Below are 12,528 nucleotides of genomic sequence, written 5' to 3' on the forward strand. Positions count from 1 at the left end.
CATATAGGAAAAGGAGCCTTCTCCGGTAAGACGATACCGAGGCATGTATGCGGAAAATGCATCATCCGAGCTGCGAATGCCACTGGGGCACGTCCAAATTATGGCGACGGCACCCAGATGCAACACTCCGCCTCACCCACCGAGAAACGCTCTGACGGCCTCGATGTCGCGGCGCTCGAGAAACCCGTTGACTGGACCGGAAAAGGAAATTCGTCCCCCATCGACGAAGAGCACGTGCTGCGCAAGGCGCGCCACCTCGTCCGCATCGTGGGTGATAATCACCACGGTGTTATGCGTTTCGCGATGCAGATCTTCAAGAAGATCCGCCATCGCCGATCGCAATCCCGGATCCAGGGCCGCAAAGGGTTCGTCTAAAAGCAGCACCGGTTTGCGCCGCACGAGCGCTCTTGCGAAAGCGGCACGCTGGCGCTCGCCTCCCGAAAGCGTCGAGGGGTGACGGCGCTCGAAACCCTCCAGACCAACACGCTTCAATGCCGTCGATACCATCTCTCGTTCCCTCGCTCCGAGGTGGAGAGCCGGATTGATTCCGAGCCCGACGTTGGTGAACAGATCAAGGTGGGCGAAGAGGTTGTTGTCCTGAAAGACGAGCGAAACTGGCCGATCCGACGGCAGGAGGCCACGCACATCCTCTCCTTCGATCAACAGTCGACCATGACTCGGTGTCTCGAACCCGGCGATGAGGTTAAGCAAGGTCGATTTTCCCGAACCAGAGGGTCCGGCAACGGCGGTAATCGCTCCCTTCGGAATTCGGCAGTCGAACGAAAATTCCTGCATTCCTAGCCGGAGCTCGACATTGTCGAGGACAATGGCATCAGCTTCATCCGGCATTTTCGGCCTCGTCCTTCCGGGGCTGGACGCCGGTCGTACCGGCGAGGGTTAGAAGCAGGCAGATCATACCGAGAATCAGGGCGAGTCCGTCGGCGTCGTTGGTGCGATAGTGCCCCATACGGCTGTAAATCAGCCACGGCAACGTCGTGACTTTCTCCGAACCGAAAAGGGCCACGGCCCCAAGATCACCGAGTGAGAGCGCCATGGCGAAGGAAAGAGCTGTCAGCAACGGCTTCTTGAGGAGCGGCCAGTCGACTAGTCGCAGCTTTGAAAACCCATGGATACCCAGGCTCACAACCAGACGTTCCGTTGCGGCGCGATGGATTTCCAGTGCAGGCACCACGACCCGCATGACGAAAGGCAGGGCCATCAACGCGTTGATACCGACGACGACCACCGGTGCAAAACTGGCGATGTCCCCCATCGATCTCAAAGCCATGAACCAGCCCGTGGCGAGCACGACCGTCGGGACCAACAATACGAGAGAAGACACGCCCGACAGCAATGCCGAGACGCCGCTCATGGTCAGCGAAGGACGCCGCAAAAGACTGATCACCGTTTGCGCGTGGATTGTCGCCAGCGCAAGCGCGAGCGCCGATAGCGCCGAGCCGAGTGCGATTGCCAGGCTTGTCGCTGCGGCCCGCAGGAATGCCGCCTCGGTCAAGAGCTTGAAGAGGTCGGCCCTCAGCCCCGAGACGACGACCGAACCGAGCGGAAGAGCGAGAAACAACACGGCGCCGACTAGCACCGTACCATCCGAAAGACGCGCTATGGGGCCCGTTCCGTCGAACCGCCGTGACGGCTTGCCAAACGTCTGCCCGTACTCCTCCGGCGCAGGAAAGATCGCCATCGCCATCAGGACAAGGGCCGTAACGGCGATCTGCAAGAAGGCAAGCGAGACCGCCCGTTCCGGATCAAAATCGAACCGAAGGGCCTGATAGATCGCAACTTCGAGAGTCGTGGCAGCAGGGCCACCTCCGAGGACCAGCACAAGCGTGAAGCTCGTGGCACACAGCATGAAGACGAGGCCGGCGATGCCGGGGATAAGTGGGCGGAGCGCAGGCCATTCGATGAAGCGGAAGATCGCCCGTGGCTTCATGCCAAGCGTCGCACTCATCAGCCAATACTCGGACGGCAAGCGCTCGAGTCCGGCAAGCATCAATCGTGCTGCAAGCGGCAGATTGAAGAAGACGTGCGCGAGCAAGATGCCGCCGAGGCCATAGATGCTGACCGGCTCCGCCTTGCCAAGGAACAGCAGTCCGTCGTTGAGCAGGCCCTGCCGCCCCCAGATGCCGATCAACCCAAGAGCGCCGATCAGAACAGGAAGCCCCATCGGTACCGCCAGGAGCCGGATCACCCATATGCGTCCGGGAAAACGCGTCTGGCGAGCGAGCGATCTCGCAACCAGAATCGCCAGCGTTACCGAGAGTGCCGTCGAGAGAGCCGCTTGCAGCAGGGTAAAGCGCAGGACGGACAGGAGCAATGGATCAGAGAAAAGAACTGCGAAGCCATTGCCCCCGCCATAGCTGAGCAGCGCCAGGATGGCGACACCGACAAACGTTCCGATGGCGGCAAGACTGAACGCCCCGCTAAGGAAACCCGTCAAACGCTGCCGTCTTCCCAGCATGTCGTTACTTGAGCGTCATTGCTGCGAGCCACTCGTCTATCCACGCCTTACGGTTGGAGGCAACGTCCTCCGGCGACATCAGGAACGTCTTGGAGGGATTGACCAGCTTTCCGAATGCCTCCGGCAGTGGCTCCGATGTCGGTGCGGCAGGCATCATCCAGTTGTTCGTCGGAATGGTATCTTGGAACCCGGGGCTCAGCATGAACTTGAGGAACTCGCGCGCGAGGTCCTTCTCGGGCGCATTCTTGAGCACGCCGGCGACTTCGATCTGGATGTAATGGCCTTCGGAGAAGGCCGCAGCCTGGTAACGGTCAGTTTCCTCAGCCACCATATGGTAAGCGGGCGACGTCGTGTAGGAGAGCACCATCGGCACCTCACCCTTGGTGAACAGGCCGTAGGCTTCCGACCAGCCCGGCGTCACAGTCAGGATGCGCCCTCTCAGCTTCTGCCAGGCGGCCGGTGCCTCATCGCCGTAGATCGATTTCACCCAAAGCAACAAACCAAGTCCCGGCGTCGACGTCCGGGGATCCTCGATCACGATTTTCTGCGAAGGATCCCCTTCCACGAGTTCCTTCATGCTCTTCGGAGGAACCCTCAGCGTCTGTGTGTCGTAAACGACCGCGAAATGACCGTAATCATACGGAACGAAGGTGTCGTCGATGAAGCCGCCGGGAACCTTGACTGTCGAGGTGTCGACCCCATGTACGTCGAAAAAGCCGGTCTGTTTCGCCTCCGCGACGAGATTGGTGTCGAGCCCGAGAACAAGGTCGGCCTTGTTCGTATCGCCTTCCAGTTTCAGACGCGTCAACAGAGCAACGCCGTCCGCCACACCGACAAAATCTACCTCGCAGTCGCAGGTTTTCTCGAAAGCTTCCTTGACCTTCGGGCCCGGGCCCCATTCGGAAATGAAGCTCTCATAGGTATAGATCGTCAACGTCTTGTCGGTTGCCGAAGCGGAAACGGACGACAGCATTACAATTGCCGCCGCCGCTATATGCGCGCGGCCGGAAAGAACGGATATCATGGTTCGCATAGGCGCCCCTTCTTCGTGTTGGTTTCCGGGAAAAGGGCGTCTGTTACGCGTCTAATCCCTCCGCCGGTTCGAGCCGGATCAGGTTCCGCGGGTTGGTGTTCACCTCTCAGCCAGTAGGTCATGAAGAACCTTTTGGCACCCCGTTAGAGCATCGCAGAAATAGCGCGGCATCTCGCATGACGCAAGCGCACCACGGCTGTCCAGCCGGATTGTCTCGACTTTCAATGGGCCAATCCGACGGAAGCTTGCCCTCTCCGCCTTTTTCATGCCACAGCAATCAGCTTATCAACCGATCGGCAAGTGCTTGGCCTGTACTATCCAGCCATCTGGTGCGCGGAAGAGCCTGACCCATGACCAATGCAGAGCCACTAGGACGATCCGGAGCCGCCGAGACGACCTACGAGATCGGCTTCAAACGGCAAATTGCGATTGCGGCGACATCCTTCTGGGGGTCGCCGGTGCGCAATCGGATCCTTCTCGTTGCGACCGCTTTGCTGACGATTATTCTCCTCACGGCCTACGGCCAGATCCTTCTGAACCAATGGAACGTGCCTTTCTACAATTCGCTGGAACGCCGCGACCTGCCGGAATTCATCGTCCAGTTGAAGAACTTTGCATTTATCGCCAGCTTCCTTCTGTTGCTCAACGTCGTGCAGACCTGGCTCAATCAGACGGCGGCGCTCTATATGCGAGAAGGTCTGTCGCGCGATATTGTCGACCAGTGGCTGACCGACCGGCGAGCGTATCGGCTTTCGCTTTCGAGCCCCCTCGGCGTCAACCCTGACCAGCGCCTGCATGAAGACGCCCGCAAGCTCTCCGAAATGACCACTTCGCTGACGATCGGCCTCGTCCAGGCAACGATCTTGCTCGTCAGCTTCATTGGTGTGCTTTGGCAGCTGTCGAGCGGCTTCGTTTTTCATGTCGGCGATACGAGCTTCTCGATTCCCGGATATATGGTTTGGGGGGCAATCTTCTATGCAAGCATCGCCTCACTGGCCAGCAATCTCGTCGGCTTTCGCCTCACCCGCATCAACGCCGAACGGTACGCCCGCGAAGCAGACCTGCGCTTCTCGCTGATGCGCACGAACGAGAATCTCGAAGCGATCGCACTTGCACGCGGCGAGGAGAACCAGCGCCAGCGCATCCATTCCAAGATCGATGACGTTGTAGCGCTGATCCGTCAGCTCGCAATGGCGCTCACCAATCTGACCTGGGTTACCGCCGGCTTCGGCTGGCTCGCGCTCGTTGTCCCGACATTGATCGCGTCTCCGGCCTACTTCGCCGGGACCATGAGCTTTGGTGAATTGATGATGTCGGCGGCCGCCTTCAATCAGGTCCACTCGGCGCTGCGCTGGTACGTCAATAATTTCGACTCTATCGCAGACTGGAAGGCGACCCTTCTGCGCGTAATGAGTTTCAGGGCAGCGCTCGTCGACATGGATGATTTTCACCCTGAGGGAAGCGAAGTCCTGCTGGAGCGCGGCACGGCAGAACAGCTTGCTTTCCGGAGCATGACGATCTGCGCAAAGCCGAACGGCAACAGCTGCGCGCACGCCTTTCGCCTGCGCGAACCGGATCCCGTCATCAACTTTGGCGAAAGGGTCATGATCAACGGCGACCAGGGCGTCAATCGGAAGCTGCTCTTCGATGCTCTCGCCGGACTCTGGCCGTGGGGAGGCGGATCGATAGACCTTCCGGAACAGGAAATACTCTTCGTTCCGCAACTGGACTACCTGCCCGAAGGACCGCTACGTGACGCCCTGCTGTTCCCGGCCGCGGCTTCGGCGTTCTCCGATGAGGAGATCGCTGCGGCGCTGACACGCGTCGGCCTTCACGAACTCACGAAGTCCCTCGATGAGCACGCCCGATGGGACCGCCGGCTCGAAAAGGACGAGCAGATGCTGCTTGCATTCGCCAATCTGCTGCTGCGCCGCCCGCAATGGATCGTCTTCAACGATGTTCTCGAAGGCTTGGAGCCCGAAACCGTCGAACGGCTATCGTCAATAATGAGCGAATTGCAGGAGGCCACACTTATCTATATCGGCAGATCCGGCGCCTTCTATGACACCATGTCTCCGAGACTGCTGCATCTGGAAGCGCTCCCACAGACACCGCCCGCTCTCTAATCTTCAGCCTTCGAGTTCCTCGCGCAACATCTCCAGTTCGAGCCACTCTTCCTCCATTCGCGTAAGGTCGCCTCGCAGCTTTTCAACCTCGGTTGCCAGCCGATTGAATGTTGCCGCATCCCGCGAGAACAAGCCGGGATCCGCCATTTTTGCTTCGCGAACGGCAATCTCCCCCTCGGCCTTTGCGATCTCCTTCGGCAGATTCTCCAGCGCGAACTTCTGCTTGTACGAGAGCTTGGCCTTACTCCTCGGGGCTGCCTCCTCGGATGACTTCGCGCCGCCTTCCTGTACTTTCCCTTTGTCTGTCCTTGCAGCACGGCGACGTTCGTCCTCGGCGCCTTTTCTTTGCGTCAGCATATCGGAGTAGCCGCCGGCATACTCGATCCAGCGACCGTCCGGCTGCTCCGGGTCAGCCGGTGCAATCGTCGAGGTGACGGTGCGATCGAGGAAGTCACGATCGTGGCTGACGAGGATGACCGTACCGGAATAGCCGGCGACGATCTCCTGCAACAGATCAAGCGTCTCGATGTCGAGGTCGTTCGTCGGCTCATCAAGAATCAGCAGGTTTGACGGCTTCGCCATGATGCGCGCCAGCATCAACCGTGCCCGCTCACCGCCTGACAGGTTTCGGATCGGAGTGCGGGCCTGTTCCGGCTGAAACAGAAAGTCCTTCATGTAACCGGTAACGTGCCGCTGCTCACCGTTGACGAGAAGATTCTCGCCCCGGCCGTCGGTCAGATAGTGAGCCAGTGTGTCGTCGGGATTGAGATCCTCGCGCTTCTGGTCAAGCACCGCAATTTCGAGGTTGGTTCCGAGTTTCACGGTTCCGCTGTCAGGCTTCAGCTGGCCTGTCAGCATCTTCAGGAGCGTCGTCTTGCCGGCACCGTTTGGACCGACGAGGCCGATGCAATCACCACGGTGAACGCGGATCGAGAAGGGAGCCACGATCGTACGTGCACCATACGTCTTGGTGATCCGTTCCGCCTCTATGACCAGCTTTCCGGATTCGCGCGCGTCGGCGAGGTTTGCCTGCACGGTCCCCTGCGGTCCTCTGTGTCCACGATAATCCGCGCGCATCGCCTGCAATTGGCCGAGACGACGCATATTGCGTTTACGCCGCGCCGTAACACCGTAGCGCAGCCAATGCTCTTCTCTCTCGATCGCCTTGCCGAGCTTATGCTGTTCGATCTCCTCTTCCTCGAGGACCTTGTCACGCCATTCCTCGAAATCACCGAAGCCACGGTTGAGACGACGCGCGATGCCGCGGTCGAGCCAGACCGTCGCAGTCGAGACCTTCTCGAGAAAGCGGCGGTCATGGGAGATCAGCACGAGGGCGCTGCGGCTCTTTTGAAGCTCGCCTTCGAGCCACTCGATGGTCGGCAGGTCGAGGTGGTTGGTCGGCTCATCGAGCAGCAGAATATCCGGTTCGGGCGCCAGAACACGCGCCAGTGCCACCCTGCGGGCTTCCCCACCCGAAAGGCTTCTGGGGTCCTCCTGCCCGGTCAGACCGAGGTGCTCCAGAAGATAGGCGACCCGGTAGGGATCGTCTCCCGGCCCCAGTCCGGCTTCGGCGTAAGCCTGGACGGTTTCGTATCCGTCGAAATCGGGCGCCTGCTCGAGATAACGGACGGTCGCGCTCGGATGCCGGAAAATCTCACCGGACTGCGGCTCCACGAATCCGGCGGCGATTTTCAGCAACGTCGATTTTCCCGAGCCGTTGCGACCGACAAGGCAGATGCGGTCACCCGGCTCTACCTGCAGGTTAGCTCCGGAAAGCAGCGGCGTGCCGCCGAAAGACAGGAAGATATTGTCGAGTTTGAGAATCGGCGGCGCCAATGGTTCATGCTCCAGTCAAATCAAAGGGACGCGCCAGAAGCATTGCCTCCCCCGCGTCGAGCGACAAGGTAATCGCTCCCTCGGCGACGTTCGAGATGGTGCGCGTCGATCCCAGCGGCAAGGAGAAGCCCTGGAGCGGATACCGCGCATTGCCGATCGACAGCCCGGCAAGCGGCGACAGCCCGATAACTGAAAACAACGAACCGGGCGGCAGATCCACCGTCACCTTTCCCGGAAGCAGAGGATAGGCCTCCTCCTCGCCGGAGGTCAGGAGCGTTTCATATCCTTCCTTGGCGAGCTGCAATGCCTGCAAGAGATGCATGAGGGCGTGATCCGAACGTTCGCCCCCGAGCGCACCGGCAAGAATCAACCGGCCGGCACCACGCCGGATCGCCTCATCTATCGCAAGCGCACCGTCGGTTTCTGCCTTTTGAGCCGGATATGGGAGCCGGTCCACATCCGGCCAGGCCTCTCCGAGGGCTTCCGGCGAAGAATCGAAGTCACCAACCCAGAGCTCCGGGACGATGCCGAGCATCGACGCATGGCGCATTCCACCGTCGGCCGCGATAAAGCGCCCGCCGGAGACGGATGACGTCAATCGCTCAGTCAGAACCAGGTGCCCCCCGAGGAGGATGGTAAAGGTAGTCTTCGTCATGCGCCCGCCATAGCGCATCTCGTCCGGAAAAGGAAAGAATATCGGTAGCCACACCGAGTTGCCTTCATGGTACGGAAGGGAGGCTGCGAAGCCTCGTCCGGGCTGCCGTCACCCGGATTCTCGTTGACCAGAAAGGCCCTTGAGCGTATTTAACCTCACTCGTGGTGATTTGGCCGGCCGGCTTGCAGCCACGTTAAACAAATCGCTAAAGGGCCGAGGCGAGCTCCGAAGGACTTTCCGAGGACCAATGGCGATCTGCAAGGTCGCCGGCAGTTTTGTATGCGTGGTTGCAACTGCGCCGCAAGGAAAGTCGAGTTCGAACATGCCGATCAAGATTCCCGATACGTTGCCTGCCTTTGAGACTCTCGTGCACGAGGGTGTGCGCGTGATGACCGAAACGGTTGCGATCCGTCAGGACATACGCCCCCTGCAGATCGGCCTTCTGAATCTCATGCCGAACAAGATCAAGACCGAGGTGCAGATGGCGCGGCTCGTCGGAGCCTCGCCGCTTCAGGTGGAGCTTTCCCTCGTTCGTATCGGCGGGCACAAAGCCAAGAACACGCCCGAGGACCATCTGCTTTCCTTCTACCAGACGTGGGAGGAAGTCAGGGATCGCAGATTTGACGGCTTCATCATTACCGGCGCGCCGGTAGAGACCTTGCCTTTCGAGGAGGTTACCTACTGGGACGAGTTGCAGCAGATTCTCGACTGGACGACGACCAACGTCCATTCGACGCTGAATGTGTGTTGGGGGGCGATGGCGGCCATCTACCACTTCCACGGCGTGCCGAAGTACCTCCTGAGCGAGAAGGCTTTCGGGATCTACCGCCACCATATTCTGAATCCGTCCTCCGTGTACCTGAACGGCTTTTCCGATGATTTTCAGATTCCCGTCTCGCGTTGGACTGAGGTGCGCCGGTCCGACATCGAGAAGGTGCCGGGGCTCGAGATTCTGATGGAATCGGACGAGATGGGTATCTGCCTCGTACACGAGAAGACGGCAAACCGCCTCTACATGTTCAACCACGTGGAGTACGACTCGACGTCTTTGGCCGACGAGTACAATCGCGACGTGGCCGCAGGTGTGGCGATCAAGGTGCCGCACAACTACTTCCCCGACGACGATCCCGCGAAGAGGCCGTTGAACCGCTGGCGCAGCCATGCGCATCTCTTTTTCGGAAACTGGATCAACGAGATCTACCAGACGACGCCTTATAATCTGAACGCTATCGGCATCGACCGATCGGCGTGATCGAGGCTATAACCCACCCCTTTCCCGGGAGGCAGGGTTGGCTGAGCGTGAACTGTTACGGAAATGAACAGCAATTCGAGCGGAGCAACCATGGAACGCGAACTCTTCGGGCAGACGGCGGCGGGCGAGCCGGTCTACAGGGTGACCCTCGTGGGCGGCGGACTGACGATGAAGGTGATCACTTGGGGTGCGGTGATCCAGGATCTGCGCCTCGAAGGACATAGCCATCCACTTGTCCTCGGCTTCGATACTTTCGATGACTACCCGCTCCATTCCCCCTATTTCGGCGCCACGCCCGGACGATGTGCCAACCGTATCGCCGACGGACGTTTCAAGTTGGACGGCAGAGAATACCAGCTTGAACGCAACGAAAACGGCGTCGGGCACCTCCACGGCGGCAACGACGGCATCGCCAGGCGGAACTGGGACATTGTGAGCCTGGCTCCTGATCGTGTCGAACTGGCAATCGTGGACCCGGACGGCCGTGCCGGCTATCCCGGAAACTGCTCGATCACTGCGACCTACGCCCTTCAGGAGCACGGTGTCCTGTCCGTCGCCTACACATCGGCGACCGATCGTCCGACACTCGCCAACGTCTGCCAGCATTCGTATTTCAACCTCGATGGTGGAGAGGATGCCTTCGGCCACGACCTGATACTCGCCGCCGACGCCTATCTGCCGGTCGATGGCCGACTGATCCCGACTGGAGAAATTCGTCCGGTCGACGGCACGCCGTTCGACTTCCGGACAATGTCACCGATGGACCGCCAGCTGGATGGAGAGCGCGTTCTATACGATCACAACTTCTGCCTTTCGCCCGCACGTGTCGAAAAGCGCACAGTAGCGATTGCTCGCAGCATTACCTCCGGCGTTGCCATGGAAGTACGGACGACGGAGCCGGGCGTTCAATTCTATGCCGGCGCAAAGCTCAACGTGCCCGCCGCAGGGCTCGAGGGCCGCCGATATGGTCCGTTCGCCGGCTTCTGCCTGGAAACCCAGACGTGGCCGGACGCAATCAACCACCCGAATTTTCCGAGCGCCGTTCTGCGTCCGGGCGAACTCCTGCAACAAGAGACGGATTACGTTTTCTCAAAGGTATGAAGCCAGAGAAGACCGGGCGCACCGGCAGGTGAACGCACACCACATTTGCCCTCCGGCAACTCTTCTGAGGAAAGTGCCGGAGACCGCGAACGGCGGACGACGACCAGCCGTCAAGCGGCTATTCCATCTCCAACGGCCTGACGTGATCTCATTCATTTTGAAAAAATTGGAGCGGGTGAGGCGATTCGAACGCCCGACCCCAACCTTGGCAAGGTTGTGCTCTACCCCTGAGCTACACCCGCTCATAACCGCGATCCGGGGGTAGTCGGTGGATCGCAGGTCGTCCGCGTTGCGGCGACGGGCGCTATATGGCCCAACCGTTTTTCAAATGCAACAGGGAAATGACGAAATCGTCCAGAATTTTTTCAACTTGTTGGGAAACAAGGGAAAACCCCCGCCTGAGCGACGACATCTGTGATTGCCAACACAAGTCGCCGACCGTATCAATCAACTATTCTACCGGACAATCCCGCCCCTTCGAACCTTTCCCGAGAGACTGCCATGACGAATAGCCCAAAAACCTCCGACGACCTCTTCCGGTTGCTCGATGAGCTGAAGATCGCTCACAAGACCAAACATCATCCGCCCGTGTTCACGGTGGCCGAGTCCGTCGCGCTTCGCGACGAGATTCCTGGCGGCCACACCAAGAACCTCTTCGTCAAGGACAAGAAGGACCGGTATTTTCTCCTGACGGTCGAGGAGAACGCGGTCGTAGACCTGAAAACGGTGCACACTATCCTCGGCGCGTCCGGTCGCGTCTCGTTCGGCAGGCCAGAAAAGCTCATGGAATACCTCGGCGTCATCCCGGGTGCCGTGACCGTCTTCGGAGCTATCAACGATACCGGTCACAATGTCACGTTCGTGCTCGATTCCGATCTCATGAAGGAGGACATCGTCAACGGTCACCCCCTGTCGAACGACGCGACGACATCGGTGACTCGACACGACTTGCTGCGCTTTCTTGAAGCAACCGGACATACACCGCTTGTCTTGAAAGTGACGGCCTGACATACGATCTTAGCGACACACCGAAGGTCCCGGGCGGCCATCAACGGCGGAGTATTCTGATGAGCGACAGCGGCAATCCCTATAGCAGTTTTGATGGTCAGATGACGGGTCATGCTCATTTGGGAGATACCCCACCGCGAGGCCACATCAGGGACACGACGACCGCAGGCTTTGCGAAGGATGTTCTGGAAGAATCACGCAAGCAGCCAGTTCTTGTCGACTTTTGGGCACCGTGGTGCGGACCGTGTCGTCAGCTGGCGCCGGTAATCGAAAAGGTGGTTGGAGAATCGAACGGCCGCGTCAAACTGGCAAAGCTCAACATTGACGATCATCCGGCCATTCCCGGGCAGCTCGGCATTCAGTCGATCCCGGCCGTCGTCGCCTTCGTCAATGGCCAGCCGGTCGACGGGTTCATGGGCGCCATTCCCGAGAGTCAGGTCCGGCAGTTCATCGAGAAGCTGGCCGGCCCCGCAGGCAATGCCGGAGAAGCAGAACTGACCGCGGCACTCGACGAGGCCGATGGACTCGTCGCCGCAGGAGACTTCGAAGGCGCTGCACAGCTCTTCGGAGCCGTGATGCAGGCAGATCCAGAAAGCGTGCGCGCGATCGCCGGGATCGCCGAATGCATGTTGGGAACCGGCCAGCATGAACGTGCATCGCAGCTCGTTTCCAATCTTCCCGAGACCCTCGCCAAGGCGCCGGAACTGCAGGCGATCGCCCGGAAACTGGAACAGATCAACGAAGCTCGCAAGCTCGGCGACCCGCAGGCCCTTGAGCATGAACTGGCGCTCGACCCGGACAATCACGAAGCACGCATGAAACTCGCCAAGATCCTCAACGTGCAGGGGCGGCGCGAGGAAGCGGCGGAACATCTGCTGATGATCATGCGCCGTGATCGCGCTTTCGATGATGATGGCGCCCGTCGACAACTCCTGCAGTTCTTCGATGTATGGGGTCCGAAGGATCCGGTGACAGCCATGGCGCGCAGGAAGCTTTCGTCGATCCTCTTTTCCTGAGGGCCGACTGTGCGCCTCTTGAGTT

10 protein-coding genes, 1 tRNA gene and 2 riboswitches are annotated in these 12,528 nt (G+C 59.7%); of the genes, 5 read left to right on the top strand and 6 right to left on the bottom strand.

What is annotated here, in order from left to right:
* Positions 1-132: 132 nt before the first annotated feature.
* From EUU22_RS21505 to thiB, 3 genes are read right to left on the bottom strand one after another with little or no spacing between them, the layout of a single operon-like run.
* The gene (locus tag EUU22_RS21505) at positions 133-849 is read right to left on the bottom strand and encodes a thiamine ABC transporter ATP-binding protein (RefSeq protein ID WP_129334015.1); all 717 of its coding nucleotides are present in this window, start codon (positions 847-849) and stop codon (positions 133-135) included.
* Positions 839-2,476, bottom strand: coding sequence for a thiamine/thiamine pyrophosphate ABC transporter permease ThiP (thiP, locus tag EUU22_RS21510; protein ID WP_129334016.1), 1,638 nt, complete (start codon positions 2,474-2,476; stop codon positions 839-841). Before thiP ends, EUU22_RS21505 begins: the two co-directional genes overlap by 11 nt.
* Before the next feature lie 4 nt (positions 2,477-2,480).
* Positions 2,481-3,449, bottom strand: a complete 969-nt coding sequence (gene thiB / locus EUU22_RS21515) for a thiamine ABC transporter substrate binding subunit (RefSeq protein ID WP_245485236.1) — start codon at positions 3,447-3,449, stop codon at positions 2,481-2,483.
* Positions 3,450-3,547: 98 nt separating this feature from the next.
* Positions 3,548-3,662: riboswitch (TPP riboswitch) on the bottom strand.
* A gap of 197 nt (positions 3,663-3,859) precedes the next feature.
* Between thiB and EUU22_RS21520 the strand changes: the two genes are divergently transcribed.
* A complete protein-coding gene (locus EUU22_RS21520; RefSeq protein WP_129334017.1) occupies positions 3,860-5,635 on the top strand; it encodes an ABC transporter ATP-binding protein/permease in 1,776 nt (591 codons plus the stop codon).
* 3 nt (positions 5,636-5,638) lie between these two features.
* Here the strand turns inward: EUU22_RS21520 and EUU22_RS21525 are convergent, their stop codons facing one another.
* Positions 5,639-7,471 (bottom strand): ABC-F family ATP-binding cassette domain-containing protein, encoded by a 1,833-nt coding sequence (locus tag EUU22_RS21525; RefSeq protein ID WP_129334018.1) that lies wholly within the window; start codon positions 7,469-7,471, stop codon positions 5,639-5,641.
* 4 nt (positions 7,472-7,475) lie between these two features.
* Positions 7,476-8,126, bottom strand: a complete 651-nt coding sequence (locus tag EUU22_RS21530; protein ID WP_129334019.1) for a thiamine diphosphokinase — start codon at positions 8,124-8,126, stop codon at positions 7,476-7,478.
* Between the two features lie 151 nt (positions 8,127-8,277).
* Positions 8,278-8,355: riboswitch (SAM riboswitch) on the top strand.
* Positions 8,356-8,448: 93 nt separating this feature from the next.
* Between EUU22_RS21530 and metA the strand changes: the two genes are divergently transcribed.
* Both metA and EUU22_RS21540 read left to right on the top strand, forming a co-directional pair.
* The gene (gene metA / locus EUU22_RS21535) at positions 8,449-9,378 is read left to right on the top strand and encodes a homoserine O-acetyltransferase MetA (RefSeq protein ID WP_129334020.1); all 930 of its coding nucleotides are present in this window, start codon (positions 8,449-8,451) and stop codon (positions 9,376-9,378) included.
* A 90-nt stretch (positions 9,379-9,468) separates the two neighbouring features.
* Positions 9,469-10,479 (top strand): aldose epimerase family protein, encoded by a 1,011-nt coding sequence (locus tag EUU22_RS21540; protein ID WP_129334021.1) that lies wholly within the window; start codon positions 9,469-9,471, stop codon positions 10,477-10,479.
* Between the two features lie 167 nt (positions 10,480-10,646).
* On the opposite strand, the gene EUU22_RS21545 is transcribed toward EUU22_RS21540, so the two are convergent.
* Positions 10,647-10,721, bottom strand: a tRNA-Gly gene (locus EUU22_RS21545).
* Between the two features lie 259 nt (positions 10,722-10,980).
* Here EUU22_RS21545 and EUU22_RS21550 point away from each other — a divergent pair.
* Positions 10,981-11,487, top strand: coding sequence for a prolyl-tRNA synthetase associated domain-containing protein (locus EUU22_RS21550; RefSeq protein WP_129334022.1), 507 nt, complete (start codon positions 10,981-10,983; stop codon positions 11,485-11,487).
* A gap of 59 nt (positions 11,488-11,546) precedes the next feature.
* A complete protein-coding gene (gene trxA, locus EUU22_RS21555) occupies positions 11,547-12,503 on the top strand; it encodes a thioredoxin (protein WP_129334023.1) in 957 nt (318 codons plus the stop codon).
* Positions 12,504-12,528: the final 25 nt, after the last annotated feature.

Origin of the sequence: Ciceribacter ferrooxidans, from assembly GCF_004137355.1 — a bacterium.
Classification (GTDB): domain Bacteria; phylum Pseudomonadota; class Alphaproteobacteria; order Rhizobiales; family Rhizobiaceae; genus Allorhizobium; species Allorhizobium ferrooxidans.

Coding starts and splice junctions, on each gene's coding strand:
- EUU22_RS21505 (WP_129334015.1), bottom strand. CDS start 849: ATGCCGGATGAAGCTGATGCCATTGTCCTCGACAATGTCGAGCTCCGG.
- thiP (WP_129334016.1), bottom strand. CDS start 2,476: ATGCTGGGAAGACGGCAGCGTTTGACGGGTTTCCTTAGCGGGGCGTTC.
- thiB (WP_245485236.1), bottom strand. CDS start 3,449: ATGCTGTCGTCCGTTTCCGCTTCGGCAACCGACAAGACGTTGACGATC.
- EUU22_RS21520 (WP_129334017.1), top strand. CDS start 3,860: ATGACCAATGCAGAGCCACTAGGACGATCCGGAGCCGCCGAGACGACC.
- EUU22_RS21530 (WP_129334019.1), bottom strand. CDS start 8,126: ATGACGAAGACTACCTTTACCATCCTCCTCGGGGGGCACCTGGTTCTG.
- metA (WP_129334020.1), top strand. CDS start 8,449: ATGCCGATCAAGATTCCCGATACGTTGCCTGCCTTTGAGACTCTCGTG.
- EUU22_RS21540 (WP_129334021.1), top strand. CDS start 9,469: ATGGAACGCGAACTCTTCGGGCAGACGGCGGCGGGCGAGCCGGTCTAC.
- EUU22_RS21550 (WP_129334022.1), top strand. CDS start 10,981: ATGACGAATAGCCCAAAAACCTCCGACGACCTCTTCCGGTTGCTCGAT.
- trxA (WP_129334023.1), top strand. CDS start 11,547: ATGAGCGACAGCGGCAATCCCTATAGCAGTTTTGATGGTCAGATGACG.